Consider the following 19,555-nt stretch of genomic DNA (forward strand, 5'->3'; position numbering starts at 1 on the left):
TTGTATGAACGCTCGAATCTGTGTGTGGCTGGGTCTTGGCCTGCTCTCGACAGGCGCACAAGCCGCCCCGGAAATCGCCCAGCTGTACGCGCCCAAATTGCCCGAAGGCTCCGCGTATGTGCGGGTAGTCAATCCGGCCGACACCGCGATGCAGGTCCAGGTGGGCCAAAGCGCAAGCGTTAGCCTTTCCGCCCGGAGCACGGTGGCCAGCCCCTTTCAGGTCGTGGACTCGCGGCAGCCGCTCAAGCTGACCGTCAATGGTCGCGAGATAACAGGCCTAAGCGCACCGAAAAGTGCCAGGGTGACCTTGATTCTGGACAGCGACCCGGCACGGGCGCCACGCCTGGTCGTCGACCCGCCGCTGCGCGGTAAAGACCTGCGCGCCGAACTCAACGTTTATAACCTGAGCAGCGGTTGCGAAAAGGCTGGGGTCAAACTGGCCAATGGCGCCCCGGTATTCAACCAGCTGCCGTTCAACGGACAAGCCCAGCGCACGATCAACCCGGTACAGGCGACGTTGATTGCCAGCTGCAATGAAATCGCCAGCCCGCCGCTGAAGCTGGCGCCGTTCAAGGCCGGCGATCGCTATAGCCTGTTCGTGATCGGCTCCCGCCAGGCGCCACGCCTGATCGGCCTTGTCGACCAGAGCGCCCCATGAACCTTCAAGTCACATCCGAACGGTTTGTCCGTCGATGGTCGATGCCCGCCATGCTCGCTGGCCTGCTGTCGAGTCTGTCAGGCACCGGCGTTCAAGCGGCCTCGGCGGTGATCACCGGCAACGGCGGCTGGTTATTTCCTGCCTGGGAAAGCCTGAGCAAGGTCGACAACACCGGCACTGCCCGCAACATTGCGCTGGTCAAAGAACTCCAGCAGCAACTTGAACGTGAACACATCGGGCTGGTGGTGCTGTTGGTGCCGATGAAAGCGCCGTTTTATGCTCAGCGTCTTCCTGCCGATCAGCCCTTGAGCGCGGCCGTCATGCAGCGTTACGACCATTTGCAGAGCGACCTGACGCAAGCGGGCCTGACCACGCTGAACATCAAGCCGATCCTGCAACGGACCGAGCAAGGCAAACAGACCGCGTTTTACCGCGCCGACTACCACTGGACAGCCTGGAGCGCCGAAAACACCGCCGACGCCACGGCGCAACTGATTACCGCGCGCTACCGCCTGCAAGGTGACCCCGGTGGTGGCTCGGTGCTGGGCCAGTGGTTCGACAGGCGTGCGTTCGGCGACCTGGCCAGTAATTTTCTGCCAGCGATCAAGCGCAAGGCGATTGGTCGCGACATCTACACCGTTCGCCATCAGGCAGAGAAAGATTTGCTGATCGATGACGCCCCGGCGCCGGTCCAGGTGATCGGCAACAGCTTTGTCCAGCCTTACCTGGGTTTTACGCAGAAGCTCTCAAATGCGCTGGACCGTCCCGTCGCACTGACATGGAACCCCGGCGACGTCGGTCCGTGGGCTACGCTGCTGCAATACCTGGAGTCGACGGACTTTGCCGAACACAAGCCACAAGTGATTGTCTGGCAATTCAACGAGGGCCAGTTCCACCTTGGCCCGGATGCGGCAGCCAACTGGAGCGCAAAAGGCGTCACCTCGCTGAGCCAATGGCATCAACGCATCAAAAAGGTACTGCCGTGAAAATCTTCGGCTACACCACACGTCGCGCGACTGTTGCGGCTCTGTTGCTTGCCGTCACCGTTGGCGCAGGTACCGGCATGCTCTACGTGACGAAGACCAAGGCCTTGGACCCGGGGATTGTCGGCATCGTCTGGCAGCCGGACAACAAGACCGTTGGTATCAGCGGACACTGGGAAAAACTTGGCGCTCGTGAGTTGCTGGTGCAATGGACAGTCGTCGACGATCAGGCCTTCGTTCCCGGCACCGGCCTGCCCAGTGTCCCGGTCCTGCCCGACTGGGCACGCATCGCCAAGGCACCCTGGGCGCAGGATGTGATCCTTGGGCTGGCGGGTTATTTCAGCGAGAACCGCTCACGGGACAACATCGAGGAACTGGCCAAGGTCTCGGAACGGATCGCCAAATTGCCTACGCCGTTACACGTGACTGGATGGTATTTCCCGGCCGAAGTCGACCCCAGCTGGACCCGCGCCAAAGAGCTGCCCGCCCTGCTGGCCAAGCTGCCTCGACCGTTGTGGATCAGCGTTTATGATGGCGCCAATATCGGCCCCGTCGCCACGGCCGAATGGCTCAAGCAATGGCTGCCGGACGACATCGGCGTATTCTTCCAGGACGGCGTCGGCGTCTACGCCCGCACCGCACCGGTCGCCCGAACCTACGCCGACGCCATGCGCCAGCGTCTGGGCAAAGAGCGTGTGCGGATCATCGTCGAAGCCTTTCGTCCCAACTTCGGCGGCGGCTTCCGCTCCGCGACCGCTGCCGAGCTCAAGCCGCAACTGGCGGCCTATGACGGTTATCCGCTTTACCTGTTCGACGGGCCGCACTACGTGACGCCTGAGTTGGTCGAGGAATTGCTGCGATAAAGCGAAATCGTGGCAAGTTTTGAACTCTGACTTACACTGCGATACACCCAATGCGAATGAATAACTGTTCAACGGACCGATACGTCCCACGGCAATCCGGGCATCACGTAATGAACTGGGTAAAGCCAACATGAAAACGGTCACGGCCCTTTTCACCTGTCTGCTCGCTGCCAGCGTGTGCGCGGCGACGAGCACCTGCGCAAATGCTGCGTCGTTCGTGACCAGCTTCGACTGCTCCACGGCAAGGGCATCCGTCGAAAAGCTTATCTGTCGCGATCCACAACTCGCGCAGATGGATATCGAACTGACGCGTCTTTATCGCCTGGCGCTCACCGATGAACATTCAGTACCGCGTCCAGACAAGGTCATGATTGACCAGCAGTTCTGGATCGACGCCCGCAATCAGTGTGCCTCCGAGCCGGACCCCAAGATGTGCTCGATCCGAAGTTATGCCGAACGCGCGCACCAGTTGCGCCAAGGCTCGGCCATTGTGAGAACCAAGGATCCATACCGACTCACCGAAGGCCCCCTGACTTTTCGTTGTACCGGGTTTAACGCGCTGATTGCTGCCTCCTTCTTTACTACGCAGCCTGGTGTCGTGTACCTGAGATGGGCGAACACCTCGATCACCCTGAACCAGGTGCCGAGTGATTCGGGAACCCAATACACGGGCAAGGATTACCAGGGGAACTACCGCTTCTGGCAAGACGGCAACGTGGCCCTTTTCCAGAAGCCAGGCTCAGGGGACATGAATTGTACAGCCGAGCCGGTCGGCTGATTGCTCAGGCGCAAGTACGGCATAACTTCATTCTTCTCAGGTCAGACGGGTGCCCGACATAAGCCCTTCCGTCAGCAGCGATACCAACGGCTGGACGAGATGCTGAGTGCGGACGTCGTCACCCATCACCGCCACTTCAGTGCTCGGTAACGTCGGCAACTTTTCAGACGGTTCCAGAATCCGCATGCCTTCCTGCAGAAACGACGTTCCCAATGCGGTAATGCCCAGCCCGCCGACGACTGCAGCCTGAACGCCAATCAAATTGCTGGCCAGGCACGCTGAAGTCCATTCCCGCCGGACGGTAGCCAAGGCCTCGATCATGATTGCCCGGTACGCGCAGGGCGGCCGCATCATCACTAATCGTAGAGGTTTTGAGGCTTCGATTTCGTAGTCCCTGGCGGCGATCCAGACCAAAGGTTCGCGCCAGATGACTCGTCCTCGCTGGGCATTGGGGCTGATTTTTCGCTTGGTAATGACCACGTCCAACTGCCCGTTTTCGTAGTCGCCCAGCAGATCGTGACTCAAGCCCGTGGTGAGCTCTAACTGAACATCGGGATAGAGTCTGCTGAATCGCGACAACAACCTGGGAAGCTGAGTGGGCACCAGGTTTTCCGAGATCCCCAGGCGCAGAAGATTCACCGCGGCGGGCTCCTTGATCTCACGTACGAAGGTGTCGAAATGCATCATCATCTTGCGCGCGCCCATCAACAGCCGTTCACCGTCAGGGGTTAGCGTCAGCGCGCGGGTCACCTCATCTATGAGAAAACGCCCATGTTTGATTGGGAGGATCTGCGCTACTTCATCGTTTTCGCCCACGAACAGTCTTTATCGGGGGCGGCACGCAAGCTCAAGGTCGACCATGCCACCGTGGCGCGACGCATCAGCGCCCTGGAGGTTCGCTGAACCTCAAATTGGTGGACAGGCGCCCTCGCTCGTATGTCATGACCGAAGACGGGGAACGTATCGCCCAGTTAGGACGGCGCATGGAAAGCGAGTCGTTCGCGGTGCAACGCAGAGCGCTGGCCGGGCAGGAAAGCTACACCGGCGAAGTCACCGTCAGTGCCCCGCCGGCGTTGGCGTGTGCGTTGATAGCGCCCCGAATCAATGTATTGCGGGCGCAACATCCGCAGCTGTCCTTGCAGTTGATTGGCAGCCTGGGCAGCGCCTCGTTGTCGCGGCGCGAAGCCGATATTGCCGTGCGCCTCAGTCGCCCCAAGGAGCCGGACCTGGTGGCCCGCAAGGTCGCAACGATACCGTTTTACCTGTATGGCTCGGCGGACTATGTGTCAAAAACGGCACCGGAAGATCTGGCGTTCATCGCTTACGACGAGACCATGGAACAGACCCCGCAACAGGTCTGGCTCAAGGCGCAAGCGGGTGATCGACCGATCCTGCTGCGCAGCAATGACTTGAATATCCAGGCCACCATTGCTCAAGCAGGCGCCGGTGTCGCTGCGCTGCCCTACTTTCTGGGCGACCGCTACGGCTTGCAGGCGATGGAAAGCGTCAGCGCGGACCTTGCGCGGGATGTATGGCTGGTGGTTCACAGCGACATCCGCCATACCCCGTCCGTCCAGGCGGTGATGAGTTTCCTGGTGTCCTGCTTTGAAAGCTGAATCAGACGTGGATTACCGCAAGGTGTGATCGAGCCTGAACTCGAACCGTACTGCCTGGACGATCCCGCTGATGACATCATTCACCAGCAGTTTCCCCTTGTCTGCGCTGGATCCCCGTGCAGAGGACAGCACGCCACTCACCGGCACCCATTCGGTCCGGGTCGGATACATGTCGTAAACCGGAAACTCAGCGGGCCCGTGATCCGGGATCTTGTCCAGAGAAACCATCTGTGGGTGATAGTGCAGCATCATCGACGTCTCGATGACCGCGGCATGTTCCAGCGCGATACCCGGAAAACCGTCGGGAAAGATCTTGTCGAGCGTCGGTGACTTTACGAACTCCCAATGCTCGAGACGCATGACCTCCAAACCGGAGTTCTCGCCAATATCACGCATTGCCAGCTCAATGCCTTCGGTCACGAACCACTGATTTTCGTAGTGACCAATCACCAGCACCAGACGCTTCACGCCATGGCGATGAAACTCACGTACGGCGTCCCGGACCATCGCGATCAGGGTCGCACCATCCACACTGGTTGTTCCGCAAAAGTGCTGCCCTCCTCCACACTTCGGCTGGGATTTATACCCATAGGATAGGGCTGGCGCGACGATCCCGTCGATTTCTCTGGCCACGTCTTCACTGATTGCACTGGCAAGCAATGCATCGGTTCCAAGGGGCAAGTGAGGGCCGTGTTGTTCGGTCGCGCCAATCGGCAGAAAAACCACGGCGCCTGATTGCACTCGGCGCTCGTAGTCGACCCAACTGATGTTATCCATACGAACGGTGTTCATGATGTTGTACTCCGGGCGTCGTTCTCTGTGGTGAAGGCCTCAGCGCCAGGCTTGCATACCGCAGGCGCTGAGACATTGCCGCCGTTGCTTTATGCCCGCGGCGGATACCACTGCTCCGGTTCCGGGTAATCCCAATCCGCGGGAAATGCATAGGTTTCAAACACGGTGGTGGTATCAGCCTCGGTGCCGAAGAACGCGAAATGATTCACGCCCATCCAGGAGCCTGACTGCACGCACTGATAGCCGCGTCGTTCCAGCTCGGCGATACGCTCTTCAAACGGGATGTTGTTGCAGTCATAAGCGACGTGCTGAATGCCTTCGCCATGCTTGTCCAGGAAATCAGCGAAAATCGTCGGTCCCGAAACGGGCTCCATCAACTCCCAGACCATGTTTCCCGACTGGGCGAAGCAAACTTTCAGAACAAAATCGGCAGGCTCGCCACGATAGGTCTGGTTTTGGGTGTTTTCCGGGCTGAAGGTGTAGACACGCCATGGACCGATACCCAACTTGAGCAAACCATCCATGGTCCGTTTGTGATCACGCGTCACAATCGCAATCTCGACGACGTTACCCAGGAACGCATCGACTTCAGCTCCAGCGTTCAACGCCGTCAGGACATTTAATTGTTCAAGATGAGACATTTGCTGTGACCTCTTTAAATTAATTAAAAGTTAACCAACACATCAATTATTTTTACTTCACCAGGACTGATGACTGGGTAACTTCTATTCGTCGTGAGCGGTGCAACAGGTAGTAAACGCCACCTCCCACAGCAAATCCCGCCAACCATGACAAATCAATCCCACCCAGTGCCATGGCAAGTGGCCCTTGCAGCGATTTAATGGTTCCCACTTGAAACAACCACGCCGCCAGCACACCTATTGCAAGTGCAAACACGCCTCGCCAATTGACGTCGCTGCAGGCACTTTCAGAGTGATGGCAATAAAGCGATTTCAGATCGACTTGACCACGACGAATCAGGAAGAAATCGACCAGAGTGATACCGGCCCACGGACTGATCCACACCACAAAGAAGACCATCAGGTTTTCAAAGGCATGCACAAACTCGCCGGATTGCAGGAACAGGTAGAGGATGAACAGTGCGACCACCCCGGAGACCATCGAAACAACCCAGCGTGGAACGCGGATATCCAGAGACAGCGTTGCCAGTGCTGCCGAATAGATGACAACGATGTTCGTAGCGACCGGGCCATGTAACAGCACAAGGAGTACCGGCAGCGCCATCGTGCCAAACACCGCAATGATGAGTTGCGCAGGGTCCGAGCCGCCACCCGCAGAAGCGATGGCAGCGCCGAGAAATGCCAACCAGACGGTGGGCAGGAACATGCCAAGGAAGGTCGACCGGAATACCTGGCCGTCAGACAGTTTGCTCTGGGTAAAACGGGTGTAATCCGAAGCGTATACCAGCCACGAAATGCCCCATCCAATGCCTATCGCGGTCATGAGGCTGCTCATTGCCGAAAGCTTGCTGATGCCTGCGGTGGTCGAGGCGTGCCATTGGATGTCCACGTGGGTGAAGGCCAGCACGGTCATTACGACCATGATCAGCAGTATCACCGGCATGGTGTAGCGCTCGAAGCACTTGATGGCGTTGAAGCCCCAGGCAGCGATGCCGACCTGGATAAACATCACGACCAACGCAATGCCGTACTTGAGCTCCATCCCACCACTAATACCGATTTTTTCCAGGGCGGCAACCGCAAGATCAAGGACGATCCAGGTGTTTGTGGCCACCCATCCCATGGGCATCAGCACTTGCATGATAGTGGGCAGGTAGGCGCCGCGCCGACCGAACGCCAACCGCGAGAGCACCATTTGTGGCACCCCCGTGCGGTGCCCCATGAGGCAGATGCCGCCAAACAATGCGGCGCCCAACAGATTGCCGACCGCTATTACCAGCAGGGTTTCAATCAGGCTCAAGCCCAACTGGATACCAATGGCACCCAGCACCCAATTGATGGGCGCCACATTCGCTCCAGCCCAGATCCAGAACTGGTCCAACGGGCTTGAAGTACGATGGCTATCAGGCACTGGCTCAATGCCCAATGCATCATAATTGACCTCGTTCATTACGCTATTTTCAGAATCGCGACGCGTTGACATTATTATTTTCCTCGCTGAGCGGCGACCACTTGTATCGCCCCGAACCATTAAAGCGAGCTACGTACTTTTACGTAATTGATAATAACTAAAAGACGTTTTAGAAATATTGTGATGTTGAGAAAACATCAATTGTGCAGCTTGCCGAGACATGTAACATCCTCCCCGAACCTCAAACAAAACAACTTTAAAGTCTCATTAACAAATAAAACTCGCTTGTTGAGTTTTATTTGACACAGCTCAAATAAATATCAATAGCTGAATCATCGGTGCTCGTGGCCCACTTGTTTCAGTCGCCGAGGTAATCCCGCCTCTGGCTTAACAGGAAGCGCCCCATGACCACTATTCTTCACATTGATGCCAGCGCACGAACCGATCGATCCCTGAGCCGCAAACTGTCGACAGCATTTGTCGAGGCCTGGATTGAACAAGATGACAAGACCCAAGTCATTGTCCGCGACGTAGGGCACAACCCTCCCCCTTTCGTGACGGAGGCCTGGATTGCCGCGGTCTTTACACCCGAGGCGCACATGACGCCCGAAAAGCGCGAGGAGACCCGGCTCTCGGACGAGTTGATCGATGAGATCGATCGGGCCGATGTCATCGTCATGGGCGCCCCGATGTACAACTACGGTATGCCAGCCTCCCTCAAGTCGTGGTTCGACAAAGTGATTCGTATCGGCAAGACCTTCACGTTTGATCTGGCTCGCGGCGACTACCCCCTGCAACCCATCATGAGCGGCAAGAAACTGGTGATTTTGTCTTCTCGGGGCGAGTTTGGATTTGGCCCGGGCGGCGTTCGCGAAAAGATGAACCACCTGGACACGCACATCCAGACCTGCGCGCATTATCTTGGCGTGAATGAGACCCACGTCATCTCCATCGACTACCAAGAGTTTGGTGACGCTCGCCATGAGGCCTCCATCGCCGATGCGTTCGATGCCGTTCCAGTGCTGGTCAAGCAGTTGATTGAAGAGCGTCAAAGCGAGCTGTCGCCCGCTTGACTGCCAGGTACAGTCGCCCACCCAATCGGAGCAACCATGATCACGATGCTGGAAACCGCCAAGCGATTGAAACAAGGCCTCACGACACCTGATGAGTTGATCGAGGCCGCGTTGGCCGCGGCCAGGGCCTCGGAACACGTGTTCATTTCCGTCATCGATCAACGGGCAATCAGTGAAGCCAAAGCGTCGACCGAGCGCTGGCATCAAGGTGCGACCCTGAGCCCTTTTGACGGCATACCCTACGCCGCCAAGGATCTGCTGGATGTTGCCGGTAGCCGGACAACCGCAGGCTCCATCACCCGGATCGACGCGCCGATCGTGCTTGAGGATGCCGTGGTCATCGGCGCGCTGGCGTCACTGGGGATGATTCCGATCGGTAAAACCAACCTCACTGAGTTCGCGTATTCGGGCCTGGGGTTGAACCCTCATTTCGGTACGCCAACCGCTGACATTCAGGTCGACGAAGCCCGGGTTCCAGGTGGTTCCTCCTCAGGTTCGGCGATCGCGGTTCAGAGGGGTATCGTCACCAGCGCCATCGGCACTGACACAGCGGGTTCCATTCGTATCCCGGCGGCATTCAATGGTCTTGTTGGCTACAGGGCATCGACGGGCCGTTACAGCATGGCGGGTGTGCACCCTCTCGCTATTACGCTCGATAGTCTGGGTCCTTTTGCCCATACCGTGGCGGATTGCGTGGCGTTCGACGCAGCGATGCGGGGTCTCAAAGAAGCGGCCATCCAGTCCGCCAACCTTACCGGCCTGCGCTTTGTCGTCGACGACGGCGTGATGTCTGATCCAGCGTTACAGCCAGTGGTACGACAAAATCTGCAATCGATGATGTCGCTGCTTCGTGTAATTGGAGCGCATGTCGAGCGCCGTCCGGTCGCCGCCGTCACTCGCACACGCGAGCTGATTGCCCGAACGGGTTGGTTGGGGGCGATAGAAGCCTGGCGTCTCTTGGGCGAGGTCGTGGAAGGCCCACTGGGCTCCCGGATGGACAGACGCGTGCGTGCTCGTCTTCGCTCGGCCAAGCTTATCGATACTGAGGCCGAAGCCAGGATTCGAAGTCTGCGCCTTGAGTTGATGTCTGCGATGGAGCATGAGCTTGAGGGCGCCATCCTGGTCATGCCAACGGTGAAACACGTCGCGCCGCCGATGGCTCCTCTGGAAAACGATGACGAGCTGTTTGCTGCCGTCAATCTCGAGACTCTGTCGCTCACCATGATTGGCAGTTTGCTGGACATGCCGGGGGTGGCCATTCCGTCTGGCAAGGATAGCGTCGGTCTTGCCACCTCAACCCTGTTTTCCACAACGCGAGGTCGCGACGATAAACTGCTCAGTGCCTGTCTGGCGATAGAGGCGGCCCTGTCAGGAAGTGAGCGCCAGCCGACTGCCTGACTGGTCATTCAGAGCCGTTTCCCTGAACGATTTCGCTTCACTCAGCAGCCAGTCCCGAAACAACGAAAGATTGCGGCGCGGATTGGTCCTTGTGTCCTCTATCAGGTGGTAAGTGAAACCCGGCAAGGTCGGTCCTGCCACTCGACGCATACGACCCGAGCGAAGCTCATCGTCAATCAACACATTGCTGCACAGCAGCGGCCCCAATCCCCGCTCTACCGCATGCAGTGCCAGTGTTTCTTCGCTGTACCAGGAGATTCGCAAATCCCGGGTTGTATCGTGCTCGACCCGGGCCAGCCACGCGGACCAGGAAGGTGCCTGCAGCGCCTGATTCTTCCATTTGAACGCCAGCAAGGAGCGGTTGTAAAAGTCGCTGATCGTTGGATGGCGGTCGACGGGACAAATGCTTTGATCCGCCACGGCGATGTACTCATCGTCGAACAACACCGGCCCCTGTCTGTCTGCCTCGCTCGGCCCGTACCGAATGGCCAGATCGACCGTCTCGGATCGCAGATCCACGATCTTCTCCGAGGCATGAATATGCACCACGATGTTTGGATAAATCCCGTTGAACTTAGCCAGGCGAGGCATCAGCCATCGCTCGGCAAACGCGCGCGTGGTGGAGACCTGAATGGCATTCCCCTCCTTGGGCGCACCTATCAGGGCAAACGCCTGGGCAATCTGGTCAAAGCCGTCGCGCAATAGCGGATAGATCGTTTTACCGGCAGGGGTGAGAGTCACCGTCCGGCCCCTCTCAAGGAGCTTCTGTCCCAGCCCCTCTTCCAGCTGCCGGACCTGATGACTGACCGCAGCGACCGTCACAGAGAGTTCGTTGGCCGCCGCAGAAAAACTCTGGTGCCGTGCGACCGCCTCAAACGCGCGCACGGAATTCAATGGGGGTATTTTGCGCATGGCTTACTCCGGGTACCCGTCTTTGATAGCGACGGATTCAGTGTCCTGCCGGCAGACACGATCCACCGGCAGGCGTTGTCTGGCGTCAGGTGACGCTGTAGTGAACGTCCTGGGGCCGCATTCCATTGACAGCAGTAATGTCCTGCGGACAGGCGGAAAAGACCACAATCGCATCCATTTCAGCCTTGAGGGATACGTATTGCCCAGGTTCACTGACCGGCGCCGCGAACTCAATGCGCCCATCCTGATGCACCGGCACATTCATGAACAGGTTCAACGGGCTCGGCGTTTCAGGCGTCACCAGGCCGATGGCATCCAGGGCCAGAAACAGGTTTTCGTTGCAGCTGTCATGATGACCGATAACGCCCAGTTGCTCATAGCGCGTCGGATCGCAAGCGGCCACCAACGTGTCGTGGATACCCGGTGAGGTGTCCTCGATGAGTGTCAGCATTTTCCGGCGCTTGTTGGTGACGAGGCTGTCACCTTGCCGAGGATTGAGCTTCAACCAGAAGGGACGACTGTGCTCCATCGACATGGCCTCGCAGAGGTCGTCCGGGTTGAATGCCCAGGTGTCGACGACCTGCTTGCCATGGGTGTTGATAAGCTTGATGGTTTGACCCCGTTTCAACTGGATCGCTACACCACGCCGGGCAGGCAAGCGGACCAGTTCACCAGGGTAAACGGACGTAATTGCAGTCATGTTGTGTTGTTCTCCTCTTGCAGGGCTGATGGCCTACAGGCCGGGTACCTGCCGTAAAGGAAAACACAGAGGAAAACCTCAAACCAATAATATAAAGTCGCCCCTGTATAAGTGAAATCTATAGGGTGGCCCATGCGAATTCGGCAACTTGAGTGCTTCAGAACCTTGATGATCCACGGGACGATGACCCGTGCTGCGGAGCTTCTGGGCATTTCTCAACCGGCCATTAGCAGCACCATTGCCAATCTGGAGCACGAGACCGGCCTGAAACTCTTCGTGCGCAAAGGCGGTCGCCTGCAACCCACCCCCGAAGCCCGGCTATTTTTTGTCGAGGCGGAACGAGCGCTGGAGGCGGTGGAGAAAACCAATCGCATCGCCAAGGAGATTCGGACCGGGAAACGCGGTCACCTGGCAATTGCCGCCTACGCCAGTATCTCGATCAACCTGTTGCCACGCTTGATGGCCGAATTCGCGAAAGAGCGTCCGGGGCTTGAGCTCAAAATCATCACTCGCAACTCCCAGTCTGTTCGTGAGCTGATGTCGACGCAGCAATTCGACCTGGCCATCGCCGAACTGCCCCTCGACTACCCGTCCTCGAACATGGAGGTGATTTCATACGAATGTCAGTGCATGGTGCCGATCGGCCACCCCCTCGCAGAACTGGACGTGATTACGCCTGCTGACCTGGATGGCATGCCTTTCGTTTCGCTGTTCAAGGGTGACCCGATCTACCAGCAGTTGGCCATGGCTTTTTCGGCGTGCGGGGCATCCTGGAACGTGGTGGCCGAGACAGAGTTCTTCTCCACGGCCTGCGAACTGGTCTGCGCCGGAGTGGGCGTCGGGATCATCGACCCGGTAGTCAGCCTGCCCTTCACCAGGAATCTGGTCCTGAAGCCATTCTCGCCGGTGATCAAATACGAGATCGCACTACTGCTTCCCACCCAGGAAGAGCCCTCGCAGCTGGCGCGAGAATTTGCCCACTTCCTCAGGCAACGCCTTTAACAGGCTCGCCGATCGTTGAGAACTGGCCGTAACCGAGCCGGGCCAATGGTCGGAATTTGGAGAGATCGATACGTCCTTCGGTGAGGCAGGTTTTGTTGATATGGAGGCCGACAACCCGGCCGATGATCAGCAGGTTTTCCTCAATCTCCGAGGGTAGCTCGATAGCCTTCAGCAACACGCACTCAATGTGTATAGGCGATGCTTTAACGCGCGGAGGCATTACCAGCGAAGACGCCTCACATTCGAGTCCCACCCGATCAAACTCATTGACCTCAGGCAGTGCTGCTTCACTGGATGCCCGTACTTCAACGCGCAGGTCATAGGTGGCCATGTTGACGACGAACTCACCGGTATCGAGAATGTTTCTGGCCGTATCTTTTGCGCCGTGAGCATGTCGACCATTGGAGCCAAAAACGACAATCGGCGGGTTCTCCGACAGCGCATTGAAGAAGCTGTACGGCGCCAGGTTCGGTACGCCGTCCTTGCTGAGTGTGGAAATCCAGCCGATCGGTCTCGGTACCACACAACTCATCCAGTGTTTGTTGATTTCCTCATCATCCTGCCCCGTCACAAGAAACATAAATCGCCCTCCCGCGTGTACTGATAGCGGGAGTGGAACACCTTCCTTTGCGAAAAAATAATACTGAATCTTGCTGTGGCTATAAGTGAAATCTATACGCGATCGGCTTAGAAGTCGGACTGCGCCTCTCTCACGTATTCGGCGATTTATGCCACGGATAGCCTTTCGCGCTGAGTTGAAAGGCGTAATCGAATAAGCGCTTCATGTACTCGCCATCAAATTTATGATTGCGAGCGATATTAAAATCGGAGCCGATGTACGCCAGGTTGAAGTCCGCCCCATCCTGCTGTGCAATTCGGTAGATGCGGTCCAGGTCGCTGATCCCCTGAGTCTGGATCAACGTGCTGATGGCGCGACCGCCGATGCTCAAGGTACGGCGCTTGGTTCCGGACCACTGTGGTGCCAGTTTGCCGTTGCGAATGACATAGAAATGACGGTCCCGGCGTATACGCGCTCCTGTCACGCTGTTCAGCGCCATCACGGTGGCCGGCGGGTAAAGGAACACTTGGGTGAGAACGCCTCCGTCCACGTGCATTTCCTGAAACTGTTTGCCGTCGACCTCCACATCGATCATGACCGGCGAGACGGCGCCGGGAATACTCATCGACGCGACCATGATGTGGCGAAACAGGTGGAGCGCTCCCGGTGCTCCGCTTGAAGCAATCGCGCCCATGTTCCAGGTGACGGGACGCCCTGCATCCAGATCGGTGGTACCGATCATCAGCAGTCGTCCTTTGGCATATTGCGCGGCGATGGCCGCAAGCACCTCGGCAGTGATGTACTTGGCAATGAGGCGTGCCAGGGGCTTGCTGTCCGCTATACCGTCGCTGGCCAGGCGGGTCAGCACACTTCGGGAATGGAAAACGTCTTTTGGACCGATTGCGTTGCAGATCCCCAGAATGACGCTGTCGTACTCGGGCCCCAGGTAAGCGAACGGGGCGACCAGGGCACCCGCGCTGATACCGGTGACGACCTTGAAAGCAGGTCGGCTGCCATGCAGGGTCCATCCCGCAATGATTCCCGCCGCGAAGGTGCCAGCATCGCCGCCCCCGGAAACGGCCAGGTAATAACCCCGTGGCAGCATGTCGATCGGCAACTCTGAGTCGGCGAGCGCTTCGACCTCTCGATCGTTGGCCAGAGTCGCGTCCCGAATGAACAGCGTCAGGTCCTGGTCCAGCCAATAGCGTGCATTCGGGATGCCCGGGATGACCGCTTGTTCCGTCAGCGCTTGCGGTACCGCGTCACGGCGTTGCAGGCACCCTTCACGCAACATGTTCATCGTTGAGGCACTGGGCCTGGGCAGAAATGGTTTCAAAACGGCTCCTCCGGTCCCTGCAATTGACAGAGAACGCGCTCAACTGACTCGGTGAGATGGCCTCAGCCATCATGCGCGCGCCACCTACCCATGACTACTCTCTCAGTCACGTGGCGGTCGTCTGAACACCAGCAGTTTTCCGGTTGCACGCTGCACCACCTTGTCGTTCTGATTGCAGGTTTCCATGAGCATGGTCACCACGCCCCGGTCCGGCTTGGTGGCAGACGGATCGATGGCCTGCACGGTGGTTCTGAGACGTAACAGATCGTCCGGGTAGGTCGGCGTCGGCCAGCTCAATTCGATGCCCAGGCCGATGATCCCGTCAGCCAGCGGTACGCTGGCAACCAGCAGTTTCATCGTCAACGCCGCCGTGTTCCAGCCACTGGCGGCCAGCGCGCCGAACAGGCTAAAGCCGGCGGCCTCGGGATCAAGGTGAAAGGGTTGCGGATCGAACGCTTGAGCAAAGGCCAACATCGCCGCTCGTTCGACTCGAACGGTGTCGCTTTTGAACGCCTGACCCAGGCTCAGGTCATCGAGGTAGAGTTTTCCCCAGGCATGGGTGGTCATGATTCAACCCTCTCTCGTCAGGGCGAGTGGCCTAGACATCTTTCATGCTAGCGCAAGCCCGGGCAGTCATAATGTCGGCGGGACATCCGGTCTGTTCTGCGGCGAATCTTCCACCCATTGCCAGAACAACTGATAACCGACCGCAAGCACCACCGGGCCGATGAACAGCCCGAGGATACCGCTGGTGACCATGCCGCCCAGGGCACCGATCAACACCACCGGCATCGGCACATCGACACCGCGCCCCAACAGCAATGGCTTGAGTACGTTATCCACCAGGCCGGCAACGAACACATAGATGGCGAAGATGATGGTCGCCGTGCTGGCCCCTTCGGTGGCGAACACAAAGGCAATCACGGGCAGCGTAATCAGCGTCGCCGGCAATTGCATGATGCCGAGCAGCAACACCGCCAAGGCAAGCAGCCCGGCACCGGGGACGCCCATGAGCACGAATCCGATGCCCACCAGCAGCATCTGGATGAAAGCGATGCCGACCACTCCCAGCGCGACCGCACGGATCGTAGCGGTACACAGCTCGGCGATCTTCGGTCCCTTGCCCGGATCGCTGACGCGGCTCGCGATCTGTACCGCACTGCGGCTGCCGCTCTTGCCATAGGCCATGAAAATGCCGGCGATGATCAGCGCAAAGATAAAGGTGAGGAACCCCATGCCGACGCCGGCCAGTTTGCCCAGAAAGCTCACGCTGTAATGTTTTATCTGCGGCAGGTACTTCGCTGTCAGGTCGGGAAGATCGGTTGAGGCCTGCAGCCATAAAGCAGAGACAGACTTGCCCACTAACGGCCAGTCAGCGACTGAGTCAGCGGGTGGCGGGATATGGAAGCTGCCGTCCTTGACAGTGGTCATGGCATGCGTGACCGAATCGGCAATCGAGGTGACCAATAAATAGATCGGCACCATGAGCACAACAATGGCGACCAGCACAATCAGCGTCGCAATACGGCCGTCTTTCTGGCCCAGCGGCCCTTTGAGCCGCTCTTGCAATGGGTAAAGGGTGATCGCCAGGATCAGCGACCACAGCATGAGGTCGCGGAACGGGCTGAAGATCTCAAAGCAGAAAAGCACCAGTACGGCTATCAGGCCGGCACGAATCAAAACATCGAGCAGACTGCGAGTGAACGCCTTCTCGGAGCTGGATGTGGGCACCATTGCTGCCTCCTTGCAGATTGCTGCGAAGGTATGAGATCGGTTAGCCCAGCATAGACGCTCAATGGAAAACACGAGAAATCACCGCAGCTTGAGCGGATCGACCAGTTCAGCGGCGATGGCCATGCCCACCAGATCCGGCAGGGTATTGGCCTGCATGCGTTTCATCACCCGCGAGCGATACAGGTCGACGGTTTTTGCACTGACGCCCAGTTGTTCAGCGATTTCACGGGTGGTGTAACCCTGCACCAGCGGCAGTAAGACATCGCGCTCCCGTGGGGTCAGTGTGAGCAAACGCGCCTGCAGTGCTTCGTGTCCCTGATTGCCTGAGCGGTTGGCCGCGCAGTTGCTGAGCGCCTGTTGCACGCTGTCCAGCAGCAACTGCTCGTTATAGGGTTTCTCGATGAAGTCATGGGCGCCGGCCTTGAAGGCGCGAACCACGATCGGCACATCGGCGTGCCCGCTGACGAAAATGATCGGCAGGTTCAGCTCACGTGCACGCATTTCTTCCTGCACGTTCAAACCGCCCATGCCGGGCATGCGAACATCGAGCAGCACGCAGGCATCGAGTGTGGCATCACAGGCACCGAGAAACTCTACGCCACTGGTAAACGGCAAGGCTTTGAGCCCTACCGACTCCAATAACCAGACCGTTGAATCGAGCATGCCCTGATCATCGTCGACCACATACACCACGTGCTCCGTCACACCTGCCATTACGTTATTCCTGTTGTTGTTTTGTTGGGCCGGCCAGCGGCAAACGGCAACACATCAGCAGCCCGACAGGTTGGCGTCGGGCCTGCAACTCGCCACCGAAACCTTCGATGATGCTGCGGCTCATGGACAAGCCAAGTCCCAGGCCATCGGCCTTGCTGGTATAGAACGGGGTAAATATCTGCTCCAGTTCGGGCTCGCTGACGCCCGGTCCCTGGTCCTGCACGTTGATCTCCACGGTTGCACCACTGCCCTGCCCGGCAGTCATCACGATCAGTGAAGGTTGCCCCGGATGTTGTTCGCGGTTGGCATCGATGGCATTGCGCAACAGATTGAGCAGGACCTGCTCCAGCAGCACGCGATCAGCATAAATCGGCGGCAGATTATCCGGCAGTCGATCCTCGATTGTCACTTGGCAATTGCTCGCTTCCCAGGCACACAAACGCACGGCCTCGCGGGCGACGTCGGTAAAGTTCAGGGCCTGCAGGTGCCGCTGTCCCTTGCGCAGAAATGCCCGTAGTCGCCTGATCACCTCCGAAGCATGCGTGGCGTGGTGGGTAATGCGTTGCAGCCCTTGCGCCACCCGTTCGGCGGCCTGGGGATTGGAGTCCAGCGTCTGTAAGTAGCGCTGGCTGGCATTGGCATAATTGACCACCGCCGCCAACGGCTGATTGATTTCGTGTGCAATGCCCGAGGCCAATTCACCCAGGGTGACCAACCGCGCAGTGTGTGCCAGTTCGTCCTGATGGCGGCGCTGTTGCACCTCACGCAGTTCACGCTCGGTCATGTCCCGTGCGACCAAGGAGTAATAGCGCTCGCCGCCGGCCGAACGGTGCGCCAGCAGCACCAGCGATACCGGCACGGAAGTGCCGCCACCCGGTGGCTGCAACCGCGCCTCGGTGCTCCAGACACCGTCACGTTCGGCGCTGCTCCAGCCATCACGCCTCAGACGTGCCAGGTCGCTGCTGGCGAACAATTGCGCCAGGGCTGGCATCGGTTGTTGCTCGTCGATCCCGAGGATGCGCCGCGCCGCCGGGTTGAGATAAGTGACTTGCCCCTCGGGGTCGATGAACAACACCGGATCGGTGTTGGCCTCGACGACTTCCGCCAGGCGCCGCTTGTTCTCTTCGGCTTGCACCCGGGCGGTAATGTCCCGGGAGACGCTGACCACTTCGACCACCGTCCCGGTGTAGGTTTCACGAATCGCCCGGCTCGCGGTTTCGAACCACAGGTAATGCCCGTCTCGATGGCGAATGCGATACGTCATCGTGTGATAACCGTCCTGCTCCAGGGCATCCCGCGCACGCTGCACCAGGCTGGCCAGGTCCTGACCATGGAACAACCCCTGGGCCATTTGCCCGCGCAACTCCTCCGGCCAGTAGCCGAGCAATGTCCAGGACGCCGGCGAGGCATCGAGAAAACGCCCGTCCGGTGTGTGCCTGGAAATCAGGTCGGTGGTGTTCTCGATGATCAGCCGGTACAGCCGCCGTGCCGTGGCCGCTTCACGCTCGGCCAGCACTTGTGCCGTGGCGTCGCGGCAACGGGCGAGCACGCGGTTGTCCTGGGGATCGGGGATAAACGTCCAGATCAATATCTGCGCTTCGAACTGGGCTTCGACGCCCTCGATAGCGCGTTGCTGGTCAAGGCAGGCGCGTACCAGCACCCGGTGATTCACAGGCAAAAAGCCCAGCACATCGATCAGCGGTTTTTCGGCGAGCAGTGCCAACAGCGCGGCATTGAACTCCAGCGGCCGGCCCTGTGCATCGAGCAACAGACTCGGTTGCGGATCGTGGCCCAACAGCGGCGAGCCGCGCAGCATACCGTTGACGCTGCTCAGCAACGTCGTCAGCAAGTCCTGCACCCAACCGAGCCAATCAAGACTCACGCCCTCGCACACTTCCACCAGCAACAACCCCGGCTGCCCCGGTTGCAAGGCCAGATCAGACACCTGGCCATGGCTGATGGCGGCCCGACGCAATCGACCGGACAACCAGCAATCGAGTTGCCGCACTTGCGCCAGATCCAGGCGCCCCGCCTCGACCAGCCGATCTAACAGCAACTGATCGCTGGCCAGCGACGGGTCACCCAGGCCCGGAGGAAAATGCTGGGCGGCGCCCTCGTGGCTGTAAATCCGCGCATTGGGTTGCCAACTCAAATAAACCGCCCGGCGCACCTCGGGACATTCCTGCAACGCACGGCACAACGCATCGGCCCGGGCGGCCAGAGACACACCCTCGCGCTGCAGGCGCAACCAGCTGTGCAATCGAACGGGAGTCAGGGTCATCACAGGTCCGCTTCGTTGTGGAAGCCAAGGATATACCGGCCATGGCGGTGTCACTGAGTTCATTTAGACCTGCCAGAATAAAATATAGTACATATACTATATGA

General features: G+C 58.7%; 21 protein-coding genes. 9 read left to right on the forward strand and 12 right to left on the reverse strand.

Going from position 1 to position 19,555, the window contains the following annotated elements:
* Positions 1–4 precede the first annotated feature (4 nt).
* The 4 genes from ACYZTX_RS16785 (at position 5) to ACYZTX_RS16800 (ending at position 3,282) form a co-directional block, all read left to right on the forward strand.
* Entirely contained in the window at positions 5–658 is a 654-nt protein-coding gene (locus ACYZTX_RS16785; RefSeq protein WP_462035007.1) for an alginate O-acetyltransferase AlgF, read from the forward strand.
* Positions 655–1,644: an alginate O-acetyltransferase AlgX-related protein gene (locus ACYZTX_RS16790; RefSeq protein WP_462035008.1), complete on the forward strand. Its 990-nt coding sequence runs from the start codon at positions 655–657 to the stop codon at positions 1,642–1,644. Before ACYZTX_RS16785 ends, ACYZTX_RS16790 begins: the two co-directional genes overlap by 4 nt.
* A complete protein-coding gene (locus ACYZTX_RS16795) occupies positions 1,641–2,504 on the forward strand; it encodes an alpha-amylase family protein (RefSeq protein WP_462035009.1) in 864 nt (287 codons plus the stop codon). Before ACYZTX_RS16790 ends, ACYZTX_RS16795 begins: the two co-directional genes overlap by 4 nt.
* 130 nt (positions 2,505–2,634) lie before the next feature.
* On the forward strand, positions 2,635–3,282 hold the full coding sequence (locus ACYZTX_RS16800; protein WP_462035010.1) for an MliC family protein: 648 nt from the start codon (positions 2,635–2,637) through the stop codon (positions 3,280–3,282).
* A 36-nt stretch (positions 3,283–3,318) separates the two neighbouring features.
* Here ACYZTX_RS16800 and ACYZTX_RS16805 read toward each other — a convergent pair whose 3' ends face one another.
* Positions 3,319–3,987, reverse strand: coding sequence for a LysR substrate-binding domain-containing protein (locus tag ACYZTX_RS16805; RefSeq protein WP_462035011.1), 669 nt, complete (start codon positions 3,985–3,987; stop codon positions 3,319–3,321).
* A 66-nt stretch (positions 3,988–4,053) separates the two neighbouring features.
* Between ACYZTX_RS16805 and ACYZTX_RS16810 the strand changes: the two genes are divergently transcribed.
* Both ACYZTX_RS16810 and ACYZTX_RS16815 read left to right on the forward strand, forming a co-directional pair.
* The gene (locus tag ACYZTX_RS16810; RefSeq protein ID WP_282378114.1) at positions 4,054–4,185 is read left to right on the forward strand and encodes a LysR family transcriptional regulator; all 132 of its coding nucleotides are present in this window, start codon (positions 4,054–4,056) and stop codon (positions 4,183–4,185) included.
* Between the two features lie 38 nt (positions 4,186–4,223).
* A complete protein-coding gene (locus tag ACYZTX_RS16815) occupies positions 4,224–4,898 on the forward strand; it encodes a LysR family transcriptional regulator (RefSeq protein ID WP_462035012.1) in 675 nt (224 codons plus the stop codon).
* A gap of 12 nt (positions 4,899–4,910) precedes the next feature.
* Here ACYZTX_RS16815 and ACYZTX_RS16820 read toward each other — a convergent pair whose 3' ends face one another.
* From ACYZTX_RS16820 to ACYZTX_RS16830, 3 genes are all read right to left on the reverse strand, one after another.
* Positions 4,911–5,690 (reverse strand): creatininase, encoded by a 780-nt coding sequence (locus tag ACYZTX_RS16820; RefSeq protein WP_282378111.1) that lies wholly within the window; start codon positions 5,688–5,690, stop codon positions 4,911–4,913.
* 89 nt (positions 5,691–5,779) lie between these two features.
* Positions 5,780–6,331 carry a VOC family protein gene (locus ACYZTX_RS16825; RefSeq protein ID WP_282378109.1) on the reverse strand — a complete coding sequence of 184 codons (552 nt, stop codon included), beginning with the start codon at positions 6,329–6,331 and terminating at the stop codon, positions 5,780–5,782.
* Positions 6,332–6,383: 52 nt separating this feature from the next.
* Positions 6,384–7,814, reverse strand: coding sequence for a purine-cytosine permease family protein (locus tag ACYZTX_RS16830; protein WP_462030178.1), 1,431 nt, complete (start codon positions 7,812–7,814; stop codon positions 6,384–6,386).
* 332 nt (positions 7,815–8,146) lie between these two features.
* On the opposite strand from ACYZTX_RS16830, the gene ACYZTX_RS16835 reads away from it, so the two are divergent.
* On the forward strand, positions 8,147–8,815 hold the full coding sequence (locus ACYZTX_RS16835) for an FMN-dependent NADH-azoreductase (protein WP_462035013.1): 669 nt from the start codon (positions 8,147–8,149) through the stop codon (positions 8,813–8,815).
* A 36-nt stretch (positions 8,816–8,851) separates the two neighbouring features.
* On the forward strand, positions 8,852–10,213 hold the full coding sequence (locus ACYZTX_RS16840) for an amidase family protein (protein ID WP_462035014.1): 1,362 nt from the start codon (positions 8,852–8,854) through the stop codon (positions 10,211–10,213).
* Here ACYZTX_RS16840 and ACYZTX_RS16845 read toward each other — a convergent pair.
* Positions 10,184–11,125 (reverse strand): LysR family transcriptional regulator, encoded by a 942-nt coding sequence (locus ACYZTX_RS16845; protein ID WP_462035015.1) that lies wholly within the window; start codon positions 11,123–11,125, stop codon positions 10,184–10,186. The genes ACYZTX_RS16840 and ACYZTX_RS16845 overlap by 30 nt on opposite strands.
* A gap of 85 nt (positions 11,126–11,210) precedes the next feature.
* Positions 11,211–11,825, reverse strand: coding sequence for a DUF1989 domain-containing protein (locus ACYZTX_RS16850; RefSeq protein ID WP_462035016.1), 615 nt, complete (start codon positions 11,823–11,825; stop codon positions 11,211–11,213).
* A gap of 132 nt (positions 11,826–11,957) precedes the next feature.
* Between ACYZTX_RS16850 and ACYZTX_RS16855 the strand changes: the two genes are divergently transcribed.
* Positions 11,958–12,827: a LysR substrate-binding domain-containing protein gene (locus ACYZTX_RS16855; RefSeq protein WP_462030176.1), complete on the forward strand. Its 870-nt coding sequence runs from the start codon at positions 11,958–11,960 to the stop codon at positions 12,825–12,827.
* Here the strand turns inward: ACYZTX_RS16855 and ACYZTX_RS16860 are convergent.
* From ACYZTX_RS16860 to ACYZTX_RS16885, 6 genes are all read right to left on the reverse strand, one after another.
* Complete coding sequence (locus ACYZTX_RS16860) at positions 12,811–13,407, reverse strand: flavin reductase family protein (RefSeq protein ID WP_462035017.1); 597 nt, start codon at positions 13,405–13,407, stop codon at positions 12,811–12,813. The genes ACYZTX_RS16855 and ACYZTX_RS16860 overlap by 17 nt on opposite strands.
* 130 nt (positions 13,408–13,537) lie before the next feature.
* Positions 13,538–14,722, reverse strand: coding sequence for a patatin-like phospholipase family protein (locus ACYZTX_RS16865; protein ID WP_462035018.1), 1,185 nt, complete (start codon positions 14,720–14,722; stop codon positions 13,538–13,540).
* A gap of 102 nt (positions 14,723–14,824) precedes the next feature.
* The gene (locus tag ACYZTX_RS16870) at positions 14,825–15,289 is read right to left on the reverse strand and encodes a MaoC family dehydratase (RefSeq protein WP_462035019.1); all 465 of its coding nucleotides are present in this window, start codon (positions 15,287–15,289) and stop codon (positions 14,825–14,827) included.
* A gap of 66 nt (positions 15,290–15,355) precedes the next feature.
* A complete protein-coding gene (locus ACYZTX_RS16875) occupies positions 15,356–16,456 on the reverse strand; it encodes an AI-2E family transporter (RefSeq protein ID WP_462035020.1) in 1,101 nt (366 codons plus the stop codon).
* Between the two features lie 78 nt (positions 16,457–16,534).
* Entirely contained in the window at positions 16,535–17,170 is a 636-nt protein-coding gene (locus ACYZTX_RS16880; RefSeq protein ID WP_462035021.1) for a response regulator transcription factor, read from the reverse strand.
* A gap of 4 nt (positions 17,171–17,174) precedes the next feature.
* Positions 17,175–19,451 carry a PAS domain-containing sensor histidine kinase gene (locus tag ACYZTX_RS16885; protein ID WP_462035022.1) on the reverse strand — a complete coding sequence of 759 codons (2,277 nt, stop codon included), beginning with the start codon at positions 19,449–19,451 and terminating at the stop codon, positions 17,175–17,177.
* Positions 19,452–19,555 lie beyond the last annotated feature (104 nt).

Source organism: Pseudomonas sp. MDT1-17, from assembly GCF_054898105.1.

What these genes read in the sequence shown, in the direction of transcription:
- ACYZTX_RS16785 (WP_462035007.1), top strand. Translation starts at nt 5, where the DNA reads ATGAACGCTCGAATCTGTGTGTGGCTGGGTCTTGGCCTGCTCTCGACA.
- ACYZTX_RS16790 (WP_462035008.1), top strand. Translation starts at nt 655, where the DNA reads ATGAACCTTCAAGTCACATCCGAACGGTTTGTCCGTCGATGGTCGATG.
- ACYZTX_RS16800 (WP_462035010.1), top strand. Translation starts at nt 2,635, where the DNA reads ATGAAAACGGTCACGGCCCTTTTCACCTGTCTGCTCGCTGCCAGCGTG.
- ACYZTX_RS16805 (WP_462035011.1), bottom strand. Translation starts at nt 3,987, where the DNA reads ATGGGCGCGCGCAAGATGATGATGCATTTCGACACCTTCGTACGTGAG.
- ACYZTX_RS16810 (WP_282378114.1), top strand. Translation starts at nt 4,054, where the DNA reads ATGTTTGATTGGGAGGATCTGCGCTACTTCATCGTTTTCGCCCACGAA.
- ACYZTX_RS16815 (WP_462035012.1), top strand. Translation starts at nt 4,224, where the DNA reads ATGACCGAAGACGGGGAACGTATCGCCCAGTTAGGACGGCGCATGGAA.
- ACYZTX_RS16820 (WP_282378111.1), bottom strand. Translation starts at nt 5,690, where the DNA reads ATGAACACCGTTCGTATGGATAACATCAGTTGGGTCGACTACGAGCGC.
- ACYZTX_RS16825 (WP_282378109.1), bottom strand. Translation starts at nt 6,331, where the DNA reads ATGTCTCATCTTGAACAATTAAATGTCCTGACGGCGTTGAACGCTGGA.
- ACYZTX_RS16830 (WP_462030178.1), bottom strand. Translation starts at nt 7,814, where the DNA reads ATGTCAACGCGTCGCGATTCTGAAAATAGCGTAATGAACGAGGTCAAT.
- ACYZTX_RS16835 (WP_462035013.1), top strand. Translation starts at nt 8,147, where the DNA reads ATGACCACTATTCTTCACATTGATGCCAGCGCACGAACCGATCGATCC.
- ACYZTX_RS16840 (WP_462035014.1), top strand. Translation starts at nt 8,852, where the DNA reads ATGATCACGATGCTGGAAACCGCCAAGCGATTGAAACAAGGCCTCACG.
- ACYZTX_RS16845 (WP_462035015.1), bottom strand. Translation starts at nt 11,125, where the DNA reads ATGCGCAAAATACCCCCATTGAATTCCGTGCGCGCGTTTGAGGCGGTC.
- ACYZTX_RS16850 (WP_462035016.1), bottom strand. Translation starts at nt 11,825, where the DNA reads ATGACTGCAATTACGTCCGTTTACCCTGGTGAACTGGTCCGCTTGCCT.
- ACYZTX_RS16855 (WP_462030176.1), top strand. Translation starts at nt 11,958, where the DNA reads ATGCGAATTCGGCAACTTGAGTGCTTCAGAACCTTGATGATCCACGGG.
- ACYZTX_RS16860 (WP_462035017.1), bottom strand. Translation starts at nt 13,407, where the DNA reads ATGTTTCTTGTGACGGGGCAGGATGATGAGGAAATCAACAAACACTGG.
- ACYZTX_RS16870 (WP_462035019.1), bottom strand. Translation starts at nt 15,289, where the DNA reads ATGACCACCCATGCCTGGGGAAAACTCTACCTCGATGACCTGAGCCTG.
- ACYZTX_RS16875 (WP_462035020.1), bottom strand. Translation starts at nt 16,456, where the DNA reads ATGGTGCCCACATCCAGCTCCGAGAAGGCGTTCACTCGCAGTCTGCTC.
- ACYZTX_RS16880 (WP_462035021.1), bottom strand. Translation starts at nt 17,170, where the DNA reads ATGGCAGGTGTGACGGAGCACGTGGTGTATGTGGTCGACGATGATCAG.
- ACYZTX_RS16885 (WP_462035022.1), bottom strand. Translation starts at nt 19,451, where the DNA reads ATGACCCTGACTCCCGTTCGATTGCACAGCTGGTTGCGCCTGCAGCGC.